The sequence below is a fragment of the Halothiobacillus neapolitanus c2 genome (genome assembly GCF_000024765.1).
Classification (GTDB): domain Bacteria; phylum Pseudomonadota; class Gammaproteobacteria; order Halothiobacillales; family Halothiobacillaceae; genus Halothiobacillus; species Halothiobacillus neapolitanus.
In genome coordinates this window covers 1700746-1719250 of record NC_013422.1, presented here as the reverse complement: position 1 = coordinate 1719250, position 18505 = coordinate 1700746, and the positions used below count along the sequence as shown (strand labels likewise).

At 53.5% G+C, this 18505-nt stretch carries 18 protein-coding genes; 10 read left to right on the top strand and 8 right to left on the bottom strand.

The genetic code is table 11. From position 1 onward, the window contains the following. Positions 1-28: 28 nt before the first annotated feature. Genes HNEAP_RS07915 through HNEAP_RS12275 form a run of 4 tightly spaced genes read right to left on the bottom strand, consistent with a single transcriptional unit; the run spans position 29 to position 4580 of the window. Entirely contained in the window at positions 29-1267 is a 1239-nt protein-coding gene (locus HNEAP_RS07915; RefSeq protein ID WP_012824444.1) for a type II secretion system F family protein, read from the bottom strand. An 11-nt stretch (positions 1268-1278) separates the two neighbouring features. Continuing rightward, positions 1279-2976, bottom strand: a complete 1698-nt coding sequence (gene pilB, locus HNEAP_RS07910; RefSeq protein WP_012824443.1) for a type IV-A pilus assembly ATPase PilB — start codon at positions 2974-2976, stop codon at positions 1279-1281. Between the two features lie 57 nt (positions 2977-3033). Next, positions 3034-3489, bottom strand: coding sequence for a PAS domain-containing protein (locus HNEAP_RS07905; protein WP_012824442.1), 456 nt, complete (start codon positions 3487-3489; stop codon positions 3034-3036). A gap of 59 nt (positions 3490-3548) precedes the next feature. After that, positions 3549-4580 carry a MerR family transcriptional regulator gene (locus HNEAP_RS12275; RefSeq protein ID WP_012824441.1) on the bottom strand — a complete coding sequence of 344 codons (1032 nt, stop codon included), beginning with the start codon at positions 4578-4580 and terminating at the stop codon, positions 3549-3551. Positions 4581-4995: 415 nt separating this feature from the next. On the opposite strand from HNEAP_RS12275, the gene HNEAP_RS07895 reads away from it, so the two are divergent. The 6 genes from HNEAP_RS07895 to HNEAP_RS07870 all read left to right on the top strand — a co-directional run bounded on the left by HNEAP_RS07895 (position 4996) and on the right by HNEAP_RS07870 (position 10920). Next, on the top strand, positions 4996-6579 hold the full coding sequence (locus HNEAP_RS07895) for a 2-isopropylmalate synthase (RefSeq protein ID WP_012824440.1): 1584 nt from the start codon (positions 4996-4998) through the stop codon (positions 6577-6579). Positions 6580-6603: 24 nt separating this feature from the next. After that, entirely contained in the window at positions 6604-7035 is a 432-nt protein-coding gene (locus tag HNEAP_RS07890; protein WP_012824439.1) for a hypothetical protein, read from the top strand. Further along, positions 7032-7526 (top strand): ribosomal protein S18-alanine N-acetyltransferase, encoded by a 495-nt coding sequence (gene rimI, locus HNEAP_RS07885; protein WP_012824438.1) that lies wholly within the window; start codon positions 7032-7034, stop codon positions 7524-7526. Before HNEAP_RS07890 ends, rimI begins: the two co-directional genes overlap by 4 nt. A 116-nt stretch (positions 7527-7642) precedes the next feature. After that, the gene (locus tag HNEAP_RS07880; RefSeq protein WP_012824437.1) at positions 7643-8317 is read left to right on the top strand and encodes a hypothetical protein; all 675 of its coding nucleotides are present in this window, start codon (positions 7643-7645) and stop codon (positions 8315-8317) included. A gap of 179 nt (positions 8318-8496) precedes the next feature. After that, a complete protein-coding gene (gloB, locus tag HNEAP_RS07875; RefSeq protein ID WP_012824436.1) occupies positions 8497-9297 on the top strand; it encodes a hydroxyacylglutathione hydrolase in 801 nt (266 codons plus the stop codon). Positions 9298-9300: 3 nt separating this feature from the next. Beyond that, a complete protein-coding gene (locus tag HNEAP_RS07870) occupies positions 9301-10920 on the top strand; it encodes a lytic transglycosylase (protein WP_012824435.1) in 1620 nt (539 codons plus the stop codon). A 107-nt stretch (positions 10921-11027) separates the two neighbouring features. Here the strand turns inward: HNEAP_RS07870 and HNEAP_RS07865 are convergent, their stop codons facing one another. Further along, a complete protein-coding gene (locus tag HNEAP_RS07865) occupies positions 11028-11450 on the bottom strand; it encodes a hypothetical protein (RefSeq protein ID WP_012824434.1) in 423 nt (140 codons plus the stop codon). Positions 11451-11790: 340 nt separating this feature from the next. Between HNEAP_RS07865 and HNEAP_RS07860 the strand changes: the two genes are divergently transcribed. Next, complete coding sequence (locus HNEAP_RS07860; RefSeq protein ID WP_012824433.1) at positions 11791-12135, top strand: histidine triad nucleotide-binding protein; 345 nt, start codon at positions 11791-11793, stop codon at positions 12133-12135. 21 nt (positions 12136-12156) lie between these two features. Here the strand turns inward: HNEAP_RS07860 and rsgA are convergent, their stop codons facing one another. Both rsgA and mgtE read right to left on the bottom strand, forming a co-directional pair. Beyond that, complete coding sequence (gene rsgA / locus HNEAP_RS07855; protein ID WP_012824432.1) at positions 12157-13122, bottom strand: ribosome small subunit-dependent GTPase A; 966 nt, start codon at positions 13120-13122, stop codon at positions 12157-12159. Beyond that, the gene (gene mgtE / locus HNEAP_RS07850) at positions 13119-14564 is read right to left on the bottom strand and encodes a magnesium transporter (RefSeq protein WP_012824431.1); all 1446 of its coding nucleotides are present in this window, start codon (positions 14562-14564) and stop codon (positions 13119-13121) included. Before mgtE ends, rsgA begins: the two co-directional genes overlap by 4 nt. Positions 14565-14753: 189 nt before the next feature. On the opposite strand from mgtE, the gene orn reads away from it, so the two are divergent. After that, entirely contained in the window at positions 14754-15305 is a 552-nt protein-coding gene (gene orn / locus HNEAP_RS07845; RefSeq protein WP_012824430.1) for an oligoribonuclease, read from the top strand. Positions 15306-15335: 30 nt separating this feature from the next. Here the strand turns inward: orn and HNEAP_RS07840 are convergent, their stop codons facing one another. Further along, a complete protein-coding gene (locus tag HNEAP_RS07840; protein ID WP_012824429.1) occupies positions 15336-16163 on the bottom strand; it encodes a sulfurtransferase in 828 nt (275 codons plus the stop codon). A gap of 182 nt (positions 16164-16345) precedes the next feature. Here HNEAP_RS07840 and dapB point away from each other — a divergent pair, with 182 nt between their 5' ends. Both dapB and carA read left to right on the top strand, forming a co-directional pair. Continuing rightward, positions 16346-17152 carry a 4-hydroxy-tetrahydrodipicolinate reductase gene (gene dapB / locus HNEAP_RS07835; RefSeq protein ID WP_012824428.1) on the top strand — a complete coding sequence of 269 codons (807 nt, stop codon included), beginning with the start codon at positions 16346-16348 and terminating at the stop codon, positions 17150-17152. Between the two features lie 191 nt (positions 17153-17343). Then, positions 17344-18477 (top strand): glutamine-hydrolyzing carbamoyl-phosphate synthase small subunit, encoded by a 1134-nt coding sequence (gene carA, locus HNEAP_RS07830; RefSeq protein ID WP_012824427.1) that lies wholly within the window; start codon positions 17344-17346, stop codon positions 18475-18477. Positions 18478-18505: the final 28 nt, after the last annotated feature.

The window sequence follows — 18505 nt, the reverse complement described above, 5'->3', positions numbered from 1 at the left end:
TGCCTTTCCAGAAGTGGTGTTGAGTGATTTAAACCACAGAACCCAGTTTGAAGATCGGCAGGTACATAGCAATAACAAGACCACCGACCACGACGCCGAGGAACGCCATGATCATGGGTTCGAGCAAGCTGGACATGGCGTCGACCATATTGTCGACTTCTTCCTCATACATATCGGCAACCTTGCCGAGCATGGTATCCAAAGCACCGGTTTCTTCGCCAATGGCCACCATTTGTACGACCATGACCGGGAACAGCTTGGATTGTTGCATCGCCACTTTGAGTGGTGAACCGGCCGCAATGATGTCGCGCATGTTCATGACGGCATCTTTGAACAAGGCGTTTCCGGTCGATCCTGCCGTCGGTTCCATTGCTTCAACCAGCGGTACACCGGCGGAGAACATCGTGCCCAGTGTCCGCGCAAAACGCGCAATGGCAGCTTTTTCGGTTAATGGACCGAAAATTGGAACTTTCAGGATGATTTGGTCGAGGAAATGGTTGAAACGATCCGATCGACGCTTGACGTAAACAAATAGAAAAATAGCGAAACCGATTCCGCCAAAAATCCAATACCAATTTGTCTTGAATGCATTGGAAATGCCGATAACAAACAGGGTGAACGCGGGCAATGTGGCCCCGAATCCTTGAAACAGCTCTTGGAATTGTGGAATAACGAAGATCAGCAGAATCGAGGTAACGATAAAGGCAACTACCACCACGGCAATGGGATAAAACAATGCTTTCTTGATTTTGCCTTTCAGGCTTTCACTTTTCTCTTTATAGACGGCAATGCGGTCGAGGACGAGCTCCAGTGAGCCTGAATCTTCACCCGCGCGGACCAAGTTCACGAACAGTTCATCGAAATATTTGCGGTGTTTGTCCATGGCATCTGCCAGTGTCAAACCGCTTTCCACGTCATTTTTAACGGTGGAAATCAGCTCCTTCATGGGTACTTTTTCGGCACTTTGCGCCATGATGTCCAATGCCTGCACGATGGGCAGGCCAGCTTGCATCATCGTGGCGAGCTGACGTGCCAAAACGGCGATGTCTTTGGCATTGATTGATGCTGTGTTGCTGAACAGAGGTTTGGGCTTTTTCCTGACTTTGATGACTGTCAGGCCCAGTCGTCGAACTTCTGCGCGAACAATCATTTCGTTATGGGCGCTCATTTCACCCTTAACTATCTTGCCATCTTTGTTTTTTGCATCGTAAACGAAGATGATTTTATCGTCCTTTGGTTTCTTTTTTGCCGTCGCTGTAATGGCCATGGTGCTCTCCCTTAATCCTTGGTCACCCGATTGAGTTCTTCGAGGCTGGTGACACCGGCTTTTACTTTGCGTAAGCCGGATTGCCGTAAATCGTTAATTCCTTCTTTGACAGACTGCTCCGCCAGTTCCATTGAATTACCACCACGCATGATAATTCGTCCCATTTCCTCAGAGACAGGCATCACCTGATAAATACCGACGCGGCCTTTGTATCCATTAGTGCACTGATCACAACCTACTGCTTTGAAAATTTTGAAGCCCTCCTGTACATCGGTGGGCTTGAAGCCCTCGCGCACAAGCTCCTCGTCCGGCACATGATCTACTTTTTTGCAGTTGTTGCAAAGTCGCCTGGCCAGTCGTTGGGCAATGATCAGATTGACTGATGAGGCGATGTTATATCCCGGCACACCCATGTTCAATAAGCGGGTCAGCGTTTGGGGTGCATCGTTCGTGTGCAGCGTCGATAACACCAAGTGACCAGTCTGAGCGGCTTTGATGGCGATTTCGGCTGTCTCGAGATCCCGGATTTCGCCGACCATGATGACATCGGGATCCTGACGCAGGAAGGCACGTAGTGCGCTGGCGAAGGTGAGGCCGACGCGGGCGTTGACATTGACCTGATTGATGCCGGGAACCACGATTTCAGCAGGATCCTCCGCGGTCGATATATTCCGATCCATGGTGTTGAGGATATTCAAGCCCGTATACAGCGACACGGTCTTACCGGAGCCGGTAGGACCGGTAACCAGAATCATGCCATAGGGACGTTCTAGCGCTTTCATGTAAAGCTTTTTCTGGTCTTCTTCGTATCCGAGCGAATCAATACCGAGTTGCGCGCTGGTGGGATCGAGAATTCGCAGCACGATTTTTTCGCCGAACAAGGTCGGCAGCGAGTTGACCCGGAAATCGATTGAGCGTCCTGCGGAAATCTTGAGCTTGATTCGACCATCCTGTGGCACGCGTCGTTCGGAAATATCCATGCGACTCATAACCTTAACGCGGGAAACAATACGATCGGCCAGTTGTCGCGGGGGCGGTGGGATTTCAGTCAGAATGCCATCGATACGCACTCGAATACGAAAGATCTTTTCGTAGGGTTCGATGTGAATGTCGGAAGCCTTGCGTCGGATCGCATCGGTTAATGCCTTGGTTACGAACTTGACGACAATATCGTCCTGAAGATTATCCTCGCTTGAACCGTCCCCGCCCGCAATATCACCCTCGTCGATCTGGATATTAGCCAGATCATCGTCAAGATTGGCAAGATCAGCCATGGAGTTGCTGCTGGCTTCTTCAAGCAATCGGGTGATTTTTTGCGCCTCGGCCACGACGACGTCAATGGTGAGGTTGGTACTGAATCGGTAATTCTCAAGAATGCCGAGATCCGATGGATCGGCCATGGCGACCGTAAGACGGCGCCCTCGCTTGCGCAGGGGGAGGGCATTGCCATTTTCAAGCAGTTTTGCGGGAACGATGGATGTGGGCAAATCGGTGGTGTCGAATGCATCCAGGTCGATCTGCGGGATACCGAAATTTTTTGATGCCGATTGGGCGATCTTGGCAGAAGAAATCCCGCTGTTGATCAGCGTCTGAATAATGGATTCTTTGCTGGCTCGTGACTTCTCGAGAATCTCGGTCGCTTGTCGCGGCTCAATGACGGAGGTTTTTACGAGTGCAGCCAATAGGCCAGTGATGGCGGGAGGATTCATAACGTGATGTGACCGATAATTCCGTTTAAGGGCAAGCGAAACATACTATATTCAAAATCAAACTGTGGGCACACTATTTTGTGACAATTTGGCGCCGATTTTCGCCAGCTCCCTTTTCAGCGCGATGTTTTCTTCTTTCAACCGAACCAGTTCAGACACATCGCGTTGTACTCCAATGAAGTAGGTCAACTGATCTTTGTCGTTGAAAACCGGTGTAATTGAGAGTTCGTTCCAGAATAAGACGCCATCTTTGCGGTAATTGCGAACCACGACGCGGGCTGATCGACCTTCCTTGATGGCTTTTTTTATTTCTGAGAGTGCTGATTGATCCCGATCATCACTCTGGAGAAATCGACAATCTTGATACAGGATTTCGTCCAGACAATAGCCGGTGAGGTGTTCGAAGGCAGCGTTGGCATAAATCAGAATATTGTCGTCGCCTTCCTGCTCCGCAATAACAATTCCGTCGTTTGATGCATCCACTGCTTTTCGCAGTAACTCTGAATCCAGCATGACTTGAGGCGACCTCGCGCGCGAACATTTGATTCGATCGGACCTGATCATAACAGGCACTAAGCGATCTGATCCAGAAGATACCGCTTGCAACGAATAATACCGCCTTGGCATACGCCATTGGGTGCGATGGAGAAAGCCTGCTCATCTGAAATTATTTGACACCAGTGTAACCGGGTCGAGCCTGAGAGTAGGTCTCCTGTGCAGTCCTGCTGAGGTTCGGAGGGTTTGAGTAGTCGAACCCAGTGCTGCGCTTGCCATCGATTGACCAGTCGGACGCGCTGTGTTTCCGATAAAGTGTCGGTGATAAGCTGGACGGTGCATTTCCCCGCTAGGGACATAATCAGTTGGCATTCGTTTGAATCAAGTGGTCGATGGTCTGTTGTGGTGTCTACTAGAACCAATGGGTGGGATGGTGACGGTTTCCTTGCGTGTTGCAGTAGCCACCACTCAAGACGTTGACGGACATGGTGGCCGAACCAGTGCAGGCCCATATCGCGATCCGGCCAAGAGTCGCGTTCTTCGAGCTGTCGGTACGCTTCAATAAGGATCGAGTTCATGACCTGTTCAGGGGGTAGCCACATCATCGCCTGTTGCTCGACTCGTCTCAGAGCCAGCGGATCCATATGAATGATGGCTTGCTTCAGGCTTTCGATCAGACTTACGCCCTGTCCGGGCGATGCGGTAGGGGTTTCTGGACGAGATTCCGGTACTGCCGATAATGAATGATCGGCTGGCGCCTGATAGTTTTCGGCCAAGCGGGATTCGCGTGCCAGAATCTGGGCGATCTGCGTAAAGCCAATGCCCTGTGCGGACAATGCCATGATCCGCTGAATTTCCTGAATATCGGATGCGCTGTAAAGGCGATGACCTGTTGCCGTTCGTGTGGGGCGAATGAGATTGTAACGACGCTCCCATGCGCGCAGGGTAATAGGGTTCACACCCGTAATGTTCGCGACGGCTCGAATAGGGAACAGCCCGTCCTGGCAAGCCGGATCATCCGGTGCTGGGCACGTTTTATCGATAGCAACGGTCGATGTGCTTGCGGTTGGAAGCGCCTCGGCCGGCTGCTGTTGATCGGGATTGCTCATGTCACGCTCACCATGGCTTTGATGTATAAGTTTTGCATCGAAAAATTGTAGCAGGATTTTTGCGTTCCGCTGCACCTCGGGTGAGCCATGTGGTCTAGCGCTTGGGACGTGTGCAGATAAGCTGGGCCGTGAACGAGTGGTTGTGGACATACACAGCTTGCTTGACCTTATGTCTTCTGCGGGCTATTTTTGCGCCATGATGGTGAACGTTTCTATTTCTGCACACGCTTCGACTTCTCGCGGTTTATCTGCTGGGAGTTTTTGTGCGTCTGGCGCCCTGCTGCTCAAGCTATTGGATCTGCGACTGCCGTTCGGCAGTAAATAACGCTTCCAAGCCAGACGTGGCCAAACGTGATCTAACCAATAAATTAATACCTATCAGAACGTGCAGTCGTTCACGATCGAGGCGCATAGCATGATGACTCAGCCAAAAGAAAATCCCCCTGTGGTTAACAATCAAAATTCCTCTTTAATTATTTTTGACACGACCTTGCGTGATGGGGAGCAGAGCCCTGGCGCCGCAATGACCCGTGAGGACAAACTTCGTATCGCTCGCCAACTGGAGCGATTGGGCGTCGACGTCATCGAGGCCGGCTTTGCCGCCGCAAGTGAAGGTGATTTTGCGGCTATCCGCGCGATCGCCGAAACCATCGAAAACTCAACGGTGTGTTCGCTTGCGCGTGCCAACGAGCGTGATGTGCGTCGCGCTGGCGAGGCTATCGCACCGGCGGCCCGCAAGCGGATTCATACCTTTATTGCGACCAGCCCCATCCACATGGAGAAAAAGCTGCGCATGACGCCGGATGAGGTCGTCGATCATGCAGTTAAAGCGGTCAAGCTGGCCCGTACGTACACCGACGATGTGGAATTTTCCGCTGAGGATGCGGTTCGTTCTGAGATCGATTTTCTGGTGCGTATCTTCGAGGCGGCCATTGACGCAGGCGCAACCACATTGAATGTACCCGATACTGTCGGTTACTCCACGCCAGCCGAATGGGGCGCGCGCATGGCTGAGTTGATTCGCCGCACACGCGGGTCGGATCGCGTGATCTGGTCCACGCATTGCCACAACGATCTCGGCATGGCGGTCGCCAACTCGCTTTCTGCCGTATTGGCAGGCGCGCGTCAGGTTGAATGCACCATCAATGGCTTGGGCGAGCGGGCGGGTAACGCCGCACTTGAAGAAGTGGTGATGGCCGTTCGTACACGTCAAGATGTGTTCGGTCTCGACACCCGAATTGATGCGACCCAGATTGTGCCAATCTCCAAACTGGTTTCCACCATCACGGGCTATCCCGTGCAGCCGAACAAGGCCATTGTGGGCGCGAACGCTTTTGCCCATGAATCCGGCATTCATCAGGATGGTGTGCTCAAGCATCGTGAAACCTATGAAATCATGCGTGCAGAAGACGTGGGCTGGACGACCAACAAACTATCGTTGGGCAAGTTGTCCGGGCGCAACGCCTTCCGGAGTCGTTTGACCGAGCTCGGTATCGATCTGGCCAGCGAAGAAGCCTTGAACGATGCCTTCCGGCGATTCAAGGATCTGGCCGACAAGAAGCGTGAAATTTTCGACGAGGATATTCAGGCGCTTGTTTCTGAAGTGCACGAAGAGCAGGTCGAGCAGCTCAAACTTGTTTCGCTGAAAGTGTGTTCGGAAACCGGCGAAGTGCCAATGGCCAACTTGGTGATTTCTGTGGCGGGCGAAGAGAAATCGGCCACGGCACAGGGTGCGGGGCCAGTCGATGCGGCATTTGTTTGTATCGAGAATATGATGCAGTCGGGCGCTAATCTGCAACTTTACTCCGTGAACAACATCACCAGCGGTACCGATGCACAGGGCGAGGTAAATGTGCGTCTTGAACGCGCGGGCCGAATTGTAACGGGGCAAGGTGCCGATACCGATATCGTGGTTGCATCTGCCAAGGCCTATCTCAATGCGCTTGATCGCCTGCAAAAGCCTGCTGAACGCGCGCACCCTCAAATGGGCGACGTGTGAACGTTTTGTCCCGGTGGCGCGTGCATGGATAGCATCCCGGCACTTCACTGGTTGGGTATCGACCAGTGGGTGTTGCGCGTGCCAATGCCAGGCCATTTGTCCGGATCGGTTACTTTATTAGAAACGGATACGGCGCCATCTGATGCGCCAGCCGCGGAACAGCGGGCTGCTCTGGTGTACTCACCTGAAATTGCCCATAAGGAAGGGTTCGTAGGTGAGCCAAACCAGAACACAGGGTTGTGCTTCATCGCTGCAAACGGTGCTGAATTCTCAGCATTGGTTTCGGCCATTTCGCGCTGTCTTCCCCCGGGAAAGCCAGAAATCCATCAATCGGCATCGGATGAGCAGCCACCCTCGGTTTATTGGAATGGGCAGACCTGGTCGCTTGCAGAACTCAGGCGAAGCGGACAGGCCAAGCGTGCACTGTGGCGTTGGCTGGTAGGCTCGCAGGCATGAATGCGCAAACCGATCAGAGTCCTGCAGTTTCACCTGTGCACCCACCCATCGCACACATACTCTCACTAGATGAAGAAGATCTGCCCGCCGTGCAACGGATTGAGCAGGCGGCGCATATCTTCCCTTGGTCCGAGCGGGTTTTTAAGGACTGCATTCGCTCGGGTTATTACCTTGATGGCGCGTATGATGGGGCAAAATTACTGGGTTTCAGTGTGGTGATGCCCATTCTCAATGAATGGCACCTGTTGAATCTGTGCGTCGACCCGAAAAGGCAACGCCGAGGCATTGGTCGATTGCTGCTGGAATATATGATCGAACAAGCAAGAAAGGCTGAAGTCAGTAGCCTCTGGCTCGAAGTGCGAGAGGAGAATGCTGCGGCGCGGCAGTTGTACGCGGCCTACGGATTTAAGCAGGTTGGTCTCAGAAAAGCCTATTACCCAGCCAAAGACGGGCGCGAGGATGCGCTTGTACTGATGCGCACTCTGGATTAGCACTCATTTTTCTGCGGACTTTCGGTGCGACATCTTTTTTTCGTGAACTGCGTCATGGTGCAGTCATGTCATCTCATCGCCTCTGCGTGGACTCAGGGGCTACAACAGGAGTCGTCATGCGAATCATTTTTGGCATATTGAGCCTGTATTTTTTATTGGCCGCGCCCGTTCAGGCAGCGGGCCAAGCCATGCTTCAGTCAGAGCAAAATGGTCGAGTCGAGCAAACACCGCTGGTCTGGCTGAATGATCGCGCCCTGCGCATGGACCTGACACATCCACCTGCAGAAATTCTGCTTCATCAGGGATCACTGTATGCGATCTCTCAGATCGGCGGCCTGTCGGTTGTCGCCACGGTTGCGAGTGCCGACCAACTCGCCCAAGCCTTGGGGCAGGGGGCTGGCGTTCTCGACCAGCTCAATAACAAAATGGCCAGTTCAGTCAGCCAATTCGAGGCAATGGGGCATCAGGAAACCATCGCCGGTATTCGAGGCGAGCAATATCGGGTGGTATGGGTCGATCAGCAAGGAAAATCACATACTGATGTCGTCGTGCTATCCCATGCGCCGGTAGTGGTTGAGTTGACGCGTGCGTTGCAAAATATGGCTCTGGCTGCAAACAAGGGGCAGGATGCCCGAATGATCGAATTTGTGCGCAAAGGTTGGGGTGTGTTGCGCTACGGTCAGGCTTATCGGCTTGAGTCTATTAGTGAGAAGCCCCCGGAACCAAGCTTGCTTGCATTGCCAACGCAATCGATCGATGTTCAGGGTATTCTCCAGGGGTTGAGTCGCTAAGTTTCAATTCTTTGTTCACCTCTGTATGGCCTCTAGCGATAAGTAATGCCTTTTAATGGCGTCACTCGTAGTTTCGGTGATTGACCTCCGTTGTCATATTCGTACACTGTCACCAGTTTTTTATGACGATGATGTGACCGTTCGCTGTAGGCTTCGGGGCACGTTGGAGGAACGATACTGTGCGGATTCACGCAATTCCCGTCCTATCCGATAACTATGTCTGGCTGATCGAAGGGGATCAAGGGCAGTGTGCCGTGGTCGATCCGGGCGAAGCCGCACCGGTTCTGGCAGAAATCGAACGGCGTGACCTCACGCTTAAGGCTATTCTGCTGACGCATCATCATGCCGATCATTGCCAGGGCGTCGCCGGATTGCGTGCTCGTTTCCCCGTGCCGGTTTACGGCCCCGCTCTCGAAGCCAAAACCTGGGTGACACATCCATTGGCCAATCTTGAAACCTTTGATTTGCCACACATTGGTCGATTCCAGGCTTGGCATACACCCGGTCATACCTTGGGGCACATCAGCCTGATCTCTAACGGGGCCGCCTTTGTGGGCGATACCCTTTTTTCAGCGGGCTGCGGGCGTTTGTTCGAGGGTTCTCCCGAACAGATGTTGGCGAGTCTGGATCGTCTTTCGAGCTTGCCGGACGCTACGATGATCTATTGTGGGCATGAATATACCGCTGATAGCCTGCGATTTGCGCACTTCGCCGAACCAAACAATGAATCGATCATCCAACGAATTCGCGAAGTGAACGAAGCCCGTGCGGCGGGCTTGCCGAGCGTGCCAACCTCGATGTCTCTGGAGAAACAAATCAACCCGTTCCTGCGGATTCGTGAACCATCCTTGCGGGCTGCGATTCTGAAACATGCCCGAAGCGAATCGCTCAGCGATGCAGATGCCTTTTGGACGCTACGTTGCTGGAAGGATGAGTTTGATGATTTGCCGCTTCTTCCCCGTCACGCACAGAATCACTGAATAATGATCCATCCCGCTATGATTTTCATGGGCAAATGGTTGGCGGGTTATCGCGCCGAACGGCCGCAGCGAAGCATGTTGCTCCGTTTTCTCATCCTCCTTGTTCTACCCGCTTTTCTCGCTTTGAGTGGTTGTGCCAATTTACCGCAAACAGCAGGTAATGCGCCGGTGGCGTCCAGTGCCTTTGACGATGGCTCTTCTTCGGACAATGTGGATTACAGCATTCTGCCCGCCATTAACACGCCAGCGCAAAGTGCGCGAAAGGCGGCCTGGATGAATGATGGCAACCTCTGGCACTATATCGCGGCTCGATTCACCCTGCCGATTCCCAATAACCCTCGTGTTCAGCAACAACTGGCCTTTTATTCCAGCCATATTGATTACCTTGAGCGTGTCACTGAACGTGCAAAGCCTTATTTGCATATGATCGTGGCGGATTTGCAGGCCAATAATCTCCCGCTGGAATTGGCCTTGTTGCCCATTGTGGAGAGTGCGTACCGACCTGACGCCGTATCAACTAGCAACGCAGCGGGTATCTGGCAGTTTGTTCGGAGCACGGGGGATCATTTTGGTCTGCGGCGTACGGTTTGGTATGACGGCAGGCGAGATATCAAGGCTTCGACTGATGCCGCAATGCAATATTTTACGCGTCTGCGGGTCATGTTTAATGACAATTGGCCCGTTGTTATCGCCTCCTACAACGGTGGTGAGGGCACGTTACAAAATGCGATTACGTACAACCAATCCAAGGGGCTGCCAACCGATTTCTGGGATTTAACCCGAATCAGCAAAGAGACGGCTGATTACCCCGCACGGCTCTATGCGTTGGTGATTATTTTCAGCAATCCGCAGAAATACGGTTTCCACCCCTATCCCATTCCGAATCAGTCTGTTGTGACTGAAATCACGTTGAATAAGTCGGTCAACCTGAACAAGCTGGCTTCGCTGACAGGGGTGTCGCATGACGAGCTTTTTAATCTGAACCCCGGCTTCGATAAATCGATTACCGGACCGGAAACGACCAACCTTCTGGTGCCCAAGAGTTTGGTATCACAATTTACAACGACGGCACTTGAAGAAGCCGAGAAATCGGCCATGAACTGGGGGCGTTATACCCTTCGCCGAGGCGATAATTTTCATAAGCTGGCTTACCGTTACGGCTGTGACGTGGATGAACTGCTCAAGGTTAATCGTTTGAGTTCGGCCTATGCCCGTCCCGGAGAAACGATCATTGTTCCGTTCGGCCGCGGCAAGAAGCTGTTGGCCAGTGGCGCAGATCAGCTCTATACGGTGCAAAGTGGGGATTCATTGTGGGGCTTGGCCCACCGGTTTGATATGGATCTTGCCGACTTGAAGCGCATCAATGGCCTAAAGGCCACAGATCCAATTCATCCGGGCCAGAAATTGATCGTGGCTGCGAAACAAGAACATCTGCGTACGGACGACATGCCGGTGAAAAGAAGTGGCGAGTCATCGGGGCACTATGTCGTTCAGAAGGGAGATACCTTGTGGAATGTGGCTCGGCGGTTTTCGACGACCGTGAAACACCTGATTGCTTCCAACCGACTTGATTCGTCAACTCCACTCAAGCCCGGTCAGGTTTTGATGATTGCTGGAAACTAAAAGGTAGGTGTTCGCGGCTTTCTGCCGTCTGAAAAATCTACATCAACGAAAGATGGCCAATAAAAAACCCCGCTTAATGGCGGGGTTCTTTGTTGGCACATTCAGAATTACTGGATAGTGCCGCAGGATACGACTTTGTCGCCTGACTTCAGGGTGTACGAGAGTACATCGCCTTCGAAGATAGTAGCGGTTTTCACGTCAACCACGGTTTCGGACTTGCCGTTAACCACGTTGGTCAGTGGGAATTTAACCTTGTTGGTTGCTGAATCGCGGCAACGGCCCAGGTTGATTGAGAAAGTCAGTGGGCCGGCAGTATTTTTACCCTTGAAGTTCGCAATGAATTTGGTTTTGTCGGCGGCAACCGGAATGATGTTGATTTTGCCGAAAATGTCAGAACCGTTCATCGGCACAGTGTGTCCCAAAAACTGAACGTTCGGGTTGACGATCACTTCTGCCTTGGGTTTGTCTTCGGCATGCGCGATGCCTGTCATCATGCTTGCCACGGCGGCTACAAGGATAAATTTTTTCATGAATGCCCCTAAATTGTTTTTTTCACACGAACTGAACGCCAAGTTTTCTAAGCGTCTGACGATTTTAGATGATTCTGACCCCAAACGGTTCCCTTTTATCACCCTGTTCTGGGATGAAATTATTAATTGGAGGATAAGTAAACTCTAATTCTTCAGGTCGTCGTTGCCAAAATGCCGCGATGGATTGTAACAAAGTGTCTGCGCTTTCGGTACTGATCGTCAAGATGCGCTGTTGACTGGCGATGAACTTTGCCGTGAAACTTTAAACAACTGCGTTGACGCTATGTACAGTTGCAGCCTACATTTGTCGATTCCATTCATTAGTTATCAGGTGTTTTGCATGAGTGACACGATTTTCTCGAAAATTATCCGCCGCGAAATTCCAGCCGATATCGTGTTCGAAAATGATCGTGTTCTTGCGTTCAGGGATATCAATCCCCAGGCGCCGGTCCATATTCTGATTATTCCCAAAAAGCCTATTCCTACCGTGAATGATATTCAGGCGGAAGACGCTCCTTTGATCGGTGAGTTGTTTGTCGTCGCGGCGCAACTGGCCGGACAGGAGGGGATAGCAGAAGCGGGTTATCGCACGGTGTTCAATTGCCGGGATCATGGCGGGCAGGAGGTCTATCACCTGCACCTGCACTTGTTGGGCGGGCGACAAATGACTTGGCCGCCGGGTTGATTGCTGGCTAATAGCTGCTGATTAATGGGGGCACTCGCGCTTGAGCGATTGGTAATTTTCAAACCGCCTGCTGTCTAGTTGGCTATTCGCAACTGCCGCCCGAACGGCACAATTCGGTTCTTGGCTGTGGGTGCAGTTGTAAAACCGGCAGCCTCCGGCAAGTCTCAGAATATCCGGAAAGGCACGGTCGATGGCTTGGGCGTCTTGAGCTGCCACGGCGAAATCTCGTACGCCGGGTGCATCAATCAGGCCGCCGGGCATGTGATCCAGTCGAAACAGGGTGCTGTGTCGCGTGGTGTGCTGGCCTTCCTGACTGTGTGCCGACAGTTCGTTGATGGCGGCGGTGGCTGCCTGAGCGGTAATGCTTCGAGCTAAAGACGTTTTGCCGACGCCCGACAAGCCAATCATCATCGAAATCTTGTCGTTCAGCACGTTACGCAGGGCGTCGATCCCTTCGCCGGTTCTCGTACTGATGCGCACGATGTCTATATCTTGTGCGGCCCAAAGGGCTAATGTCTGCTCGATCAGCGCTCGGTGCTCGGGTTGCGTTGTCGTGAGAAGATCGACCTTGTTCAATACGATAATGGGTGTGGCGGGCAGGTCGAGGGCGGCTACCAGTGTGCGTTCAACCACGTTCGGGTTCATCCAGGGGGTAGGCGCCAGGATAATCAGTACCTGATCGATATTCGCCGCCATCAATCGTGTTTTGCCGTGGGTGTCCGGTCGAATGAGCGTGTTGCTGCGGGGGTAGACGAATTCGATGATTTCCCTGGCATCTTCCCCCGTGCGCCAACCCACGCGGTCGCCCGTTGTGAGCACGCCCAGCGTGCGGCGTGCATTTGCGCGTAGCAGCTTGCCTTCCGCGTTTTCGATGATGAGTTCGGTGCCGTGATGGGTGATCACGGTGGCGCGCTCAAGCGATTCGTCCGGTGCGGATTGACGGTTGGCGATCTGGTTTTTTTGGCGGTCGGTCAGTCTGATTTTCATTTGAGCAGAAACATTGTGGCCAATCCCAGAAAGATAAAGAAACCGCCCGAGTCAGTGATTGCGGTAATCAACACAGAACTCCCCAAAGCAGGATCGCGGCCGAGTTTCATGCGGACAACAGGGATGGTGACGCCAAAAAAGGCAGCGGCGAGGAAGTTAAGACTGACAGCAGACATCATCACGATCGAGAGCGCAGGTTCGTGGTAGAGCAACAGCGTAATTACGGCCAATACGCCGCCCCACACCAGTCCGTTGATCAGGGCGACGCGCAGTTCTTTGCTGTAGAGCAGGCGGATGTCGTCGTTGTCGAGTTTGCGGAAGGCCAGTTCACGAACGATCATGGTGATGGTCTGGTTGCCGACGTTCCCCCCCATCCCGGCGACGATGGGCATGAGCGCGGCCAATGCAACCAGCTGCTCGATGGCGCCATCGAACAAACCAATCACCCGCGAGGCGATCATGGCAGTAACGAGATTGATGGCCAGCCAGGGTGCGCGGTTTTTTACGCTTCTGAGGATGGGGGCGAAGATATCTTCCTCTTCACGCAGGCCCACCTGAGCGAGTCGTTCCTCGTCGCTGGCTTCCCGAATGAAATCGACCACAGCGTCCACCGTTACCCGGCCAATCAGCCGGTTCTGTTCATCGATGACCGGCGCACTGATCAGGTCGTAACGTTCGAACGCATCAGCCGTCTCCCGTGCCTTGTCCTCAGGGTGGAAACGTACCACCTCACGCGCCATGACCTGCGCAACTTCTTGCTCCGGGTCGCTCAGAAGCAAGGTCTTGAGAAAAAGGACGCCCTGAAACTGACCGATACGATCGACAACAAAAAGCTTGTCGGTATGATCGGGTAAATCTTCCATGCGGCGCAGATAGCGCAAAATGACCTCGATACGCACATCGGCGCGCAGAGTCACGAGGTCGAAATCCATCAGTGCACCGACGGTATCCTCAGCGTAAGACAGGGCGAATTTAAGTTGTTCTCGCTCTTCAAGCGGTAGGGCGGTGAACACGTCCTGCATAACATATTCGGGCAGGTCGGGCGCCAGATCGGCCAGTTCGTCGGCTTCCAGCGAATTGGCCGCATTGAGCAGTTCCTCCCGGTCCATGGTTGCCAGCAGGCTGGCCCGCACCGAGTCCGAGACTTCGAGCAGTACGTCGCCGTCGTGGTCAGAGCGGACGAGTTCCCAGATCGCCAGCCGATCCTCGTGCGGCAAGGCTTCGAGAATCATGGCGATGTCGGCTGGGTGAAGCTTTTCCAGCTTCTGGGCCAGACGTGTCAGATTCTGCTTGTGCACAATGCGCTCGACCAGCGCATGATTCGGCTCATCTGAACGAACAACCAGACCCTCAACCAACCGATTGCGCGCCATGATTTCGCGGATATCGCGAATCAGCGTGGCAATTTCATCCGGTTTGTCCAGGTCCTGCACATCCGTCATCAAGAGCTTCCGTGTTGTTGAGCAAAGAGGAGTAACTACTCAAAATTTAATGAGAAGTGACAGCCATGCCGAGGTAGAAAAGTGGGAAGTAAATAATCGCAGCGATTATAAAGGAACGCCCTAGAGCGCGCAGAGAAACCTTCGTTTCGTGTTAGGCTGTTGCGGTTTATTGATGACACGAGTACACCCATGAATACGCCCGAGCCGACCGAAAACCTGATCTGGATCGACCTTGAAATGACCGGCCTTGATCCGATGACGGATACCATTATTGAAATGGCGACGTTGGTCACGGACAAGCACCTGAATATTCTGGCGGAAGGGCCGGTGATTGCCATTCACCACCCGAAAAGTACGCTCGACAAAATGGACGAGTGGAATCGCCGCACGCACGGTGAAAGCGGCCTGATCGCACGCGTGCTGGCGAGCACGACCTCCATGCGCCAGGCGGAATTGCAAACGCTGGAATTCTTGCAGGCGTGGGTTGTGCCGGGCAAATCGCCCATGGCCGGCAACAGCATCTGTCAGGATCGGCGGTTCATGGTGCGCTTGATGCCGCAACTGGAGCAGTTTTTCCATTATCGGAATCTGGATGTGTCGACCGTCAAGGAGTTGGCTCGACGCTGGAATCCAGAAATGATGCAGGGCTTCAGGAAAAACGCCAGCCATCAGGCGCTGGATGATATTCGTGGCTCAATCGCCGAGTTGGTGTACTACCGCTCACATTTTTTCAGGATCTGATCGACACAGGGCGCTTTAGGATTGTTTTAATCATTCTGTTGTCGCCAATTCTGCGGGCAGGTCGTCGCGGTTGCCCCAATCAGACCACGCGCCGGGATAGCCGCGCACATCTTGAAAACCCAAATGCTTCAACACGCAGAACATGAGGCTCGAACGGCGGTGACTCTGGCAATACACCGCTACAGTCTGCCCCTTTTTTTCATTGGGTTTCGCATTGATTCCCTTCTCGCTCAGTTTCGCCCGAATGACATCATCCGGCAGTAGATATCCCGGCTTTTCGGGGTCGAAGAACCATTGCCAATCAAAATGAACGGCCCCCGGGATGTGTCCGGCGTTGCGGGATCGTTTGTCCGTACCGCGATATTCCTCTTCACTTCGCGCATCAATGATGAGCCACCCATCCGGTTTGCCCAGTTGCGCCGCGATGGCATCTGCGTGGCAATGATGGGCTGAAAAGTCGAACGTCAGATTGCTTGCGGGCTTGGGCGCGGCGGGTTTGGTCACCACTGGCCAGCCAGCAGTCAGCAAGGCTTCGCGCCCACCATCGATAAGATAAATCTCCTGAAGACCGCACAGCGCCAATGACCAGGCAAGGCGCGAAGCCGCCAGACCCTGGCTGTCGTCAAACAGAAAAACGGTTGAATCTGGTGTGATGCCAGTCTGTGCCAAGGCACGGTTGAACTCGGCGTTGTCGGGGAGCAATCCGGCTCGTTCGCCTTCATTGCGGACGATTTGATTGAAGTCGATCCAATGTGCATCGGCCAGAAATAGCTGACTGGATTGGGATAGATCGATCAGAACGGGGTTTTGTGCGTGTTCAAACCGGGCTTTAAACTCGCTGGCGGCAATGAATTTCATAATTTTATCAGTAGATTAATATTCGTTATGGTTTTGTGTTTATATCGCCCTGAACCTTAAAGCATTCCTCGCCCAATTTCATCCCAAACTTACGTGCGCGCTGTCTGCTTGGCGTCATGCCGTTCGGCATTCACGGTATGATTGACGTCATTATTGAGAATCAAGTTTCGGGAGTGCTGATCATGGCGTGCAGAATTGCAGTAGCAGGGGTTAACGGGCGAATGGGTCGCGTTTTGGTGGAAGCGACCGTACAAAATCCGGATACGATACTGGGCGCGGCCTTGGTTCGACAGGGTAGCCCTCTGGTCGGGCAGGATGCAGGGCAGTTGGCGGGCGTTGGCATTCTTAACTGTGCAATTGACGATGATCTTTCTCGTGTTTCGTCCGATTTTGATGTTCTGATCGACTTTACGTCTATTGACGCGACACTGGAGAATTTGGCGGTTTGCCGTGCACAGCATCGCGCGATGGTGATTGGTACAACCGGCTTTAGTGCCGAACAAAAGGTCATGCTGTCCGAAGCCGGACAGGATATTCCGCTCGTTTTCGCGCCAAACATGAGCATAGGCGTCAATGTTCTGCTCGGTGTGGTCGCGCAAACCGCCCGACTGCTGGGCGAGGGCTACGATGTGGAAATCATCGAGGCGCATCATCGGCACAAAGTAGATGCGCCTTCCGGCACGGCGCTTCGTCTGGGCGAGGCAGTCGCCGAAGCCTATGATCGCGATCTGGCCGAGGTGGCCGTTTATGGTCGCGAGGGCCATACCGGCGCGCGCGATCCGCAAACCATTGGATTTGCGACGGTTCGTGGCGGGGATGTTGTTGGCGATCACACGGTGCTGTTCGCCGGAATCGGCGAGCGAATCGAACTGACGCACAAGGCGTCCAGCCGGATGACCTTTGCTCAGGGCGCCGTGCGGGCAGCGACTTGGCTTAAGAATCAGCCGCCCGGGTTGTACGACATGCAGGATGTGCTGGGCCTGAAATAAGCTCGACAGGGCACAAGATTCGGGCGCGCACATGGACAAAATGGCCGCTTGTCGGGCATAATCCCTGCCAATATTCTGCCTTGAATCGTCGGGTGCCAGTGCGCGCCGGAAGGATTCTGTGCAATGAAACGCTTCAAAAATAACGGGTTGCAATAAACCTGTTCGCATATCGGTTTGGATGGGAGAGTCTCTTGAAACACACAGCGCTATTGGCTCTGGCCGACGGTAGTCTTTTTTACGGCACATCGGTTGGCGCTGAAGGTTCGACGGTTGGCGAAGTGGTTTTCAATACGGCGATGACGGGTTATCAAGAGATTCTGACCGATCCTTCCTACCGTCGGCAGATTGTTACCTTGACTTATCCGCATATCGGCAATGTTGGTGTAAATGCCGAAGATGCCGAATCCACGGGCGTGCATGCGGCGGGTCTTGTTATTCGTGACGCATCCGCCATCGTCAGCAACTGGCGCTCGGAAGAATCGCTGCAAGCTTATTGCGAGCGGCATGGTCTGCAAGCAATTGCCGATATTGATACCCGCGCCCTGACGCGTGTACTCCGCGACAAAGGCGCACAAAACGGCTGCATTCAGACCGGCGAAAACCTCGATCCTGAAACCGCTTTGGCGCAGGCGCGCGGTTTTGCCGGTCTTGACGGCATGGATCTCGTGCCGGAAGTGACAACCGATCGCACCATTGAATGGACACAGGGAACCTGGGATCTCGATCCCGAGAATCCAGCGCCGCGCCCCGAATTGACGCGCCACGTGGTGACCTGGGACTACGGCATGAAACACAATATCCTGCGGATGCTGGTCGATCGCGGATGTCGTGTGACGATGTTGCCTGCCACCACGCCAGCGAGCGACGTGCTGGCAATGAATCCGGATGGTATCCTGCTCGGTAATGGTCCGGGTGATCCTGCCGCCTGTCACTACGCCATCGAAGCAATAACTGAAGTGCTGAAGCATGATGTGCCTGTTTTCGGTATCTGTCTGGGGCACCAGTTGCTGGCGCTGGCCAGTGGCGCCAAAACCATCAAGATGAAGTTCGGTCATCATGGCGCGAACCATCCCGTGCAGGACATCGAATCCGGTAGAGTCTTTATTTCCAGCCAGAATCACGGGTTTGCGGTGGATGAAGACACGCTGCCTTCGAATCTCAAGGCAACTCATCGTTCGCTTTTCGACGGCAGTTTGCAGGGTATCGCCCGCACCGACCGCGCCGCATTCAGTTTCCAGGGGCACCCCGAAGCTAGCCCCGGCCCACATGATTTGGGTTTGTTGTTTGATCAGTTCGTCGCCTCCATGGGTGTTCGCACGGCGTAATTGAGTCCTGTTTTTTAGCCCGAAAGCC

Excerpts from the sequence above, each read along its gene's own strand:
- HNEAP_RS07915 (WP_012824444.1), bottom strand. The coding sequence starts at position 1,267 with ATGGCCATTACAGCGACGGCAAAAAAGAAACCAAAGGACGATAAAATC.
- pilB (WP_012824443.1), bottom strand. The coding sequence starts at position 2,976 with ATGAATCCTCCCGCCATCACTGGCCTATTGGCTGCACTCGTAAAAACC.
- HNEAP_RS07905 (WP_012824442.1), bottom strand. The coding sequence starts at position 3,489 with ATGCTGGATTCAGAGTTACTGCGAAAAGCAGTGGATGCATCAAACGAC.
- HNEAP_RS12275 (WP_012824441.1), bottom strand. The coding sequence starts at position 4,580 with ATGAGCAATCCCGATCAACAGCAGCCGGCCGAGGCGCTTCCAACCGCA.
- HNEAP_RS07895 (WP_012824440.1), top strand. The coding sequence starts at position 4,996 with ATGATGACTCAGCCAAAAGAAAATCCCCCTGTGGTTAACAATCAAAAT.
- HNEAP_RS07890 (WP_012824439.1), top strand. The coding sequence starts at position 6,604 with ATGGATAGCATCCCGGCACTTCACTGGTTGGGTATCGACCAGTGGGTG.
- rimI (WP_012824438.1), top strand. The coding sequence starts at position 7,032 with ATGAATGCGCAAACCGATCAGAGTCCTGCAGTTTCACCTGTGCACCCA.
- HNEAP_RS07880 (WP_012824437.1), top strand. The coding sequence starts at position 7,643 with ATGCGAATCATTTTTGGCATATTGAGCCTGTATTTTTTATTGGCCGCG.
- HNEAP_RS07870 (WP_012824435.1), top strand. The coding sequence starts at position 9,301 with ATGATCCATCCCGCTATGATTTTCATGGGCAAATGGTTGGCGGGTTAT.
- HNEAP_RS07865 (WP_012824434.1), bottom strand. The coding sequence starts at position 11,450 with ATGAAAAAATTTATCCTTGTAGCCGCCGTGGCAAGCATGATGACAGGC.
- HNEAP_RS07860 (WP_012824433.1), top strand. The coding sequence starts at position 11,791 with ATGAGTGACACGATTTTCTCGAAAATTATCCGCCGCGAAATTCCAGCC.
- rsgA (WP_012824432.1), bottom strand. The coding sequence starts at position 13,122 with ATGAAAATCAGACTGACCGACCGCCAAAAAAACCAGATCGCCAACCGT.
- mgtE (WP_012824431.1), bottom strand. The coding sequence starts at position 14,564 with ATGACGGATGTGCAGGACCTGGACAAACCGGATGAAATTGCCACGCTG.
- orn (WP_012824430.1), top strand. The coding sequence starts at position 14,754 with ATGAATACGCCCGAGCCGACCGAAAACCTGATCTGGATCGACCTTGAA.
- HNEAP_RS07840 (WP_012824429.1), bottom strand. The coding sequence starts at position 16,163 with ATGAAATTCATTGCCGCCAGCGAGTTTAAAGCCCGGTTTGAACACGCA.
- dapB (WP_012824428.1), top strand. The coding sequence starts at position 16,346 with ATGGCGTGCAGAATTGCAGTAGCAGGGGTTAACGGGCGAATGGGTCGC.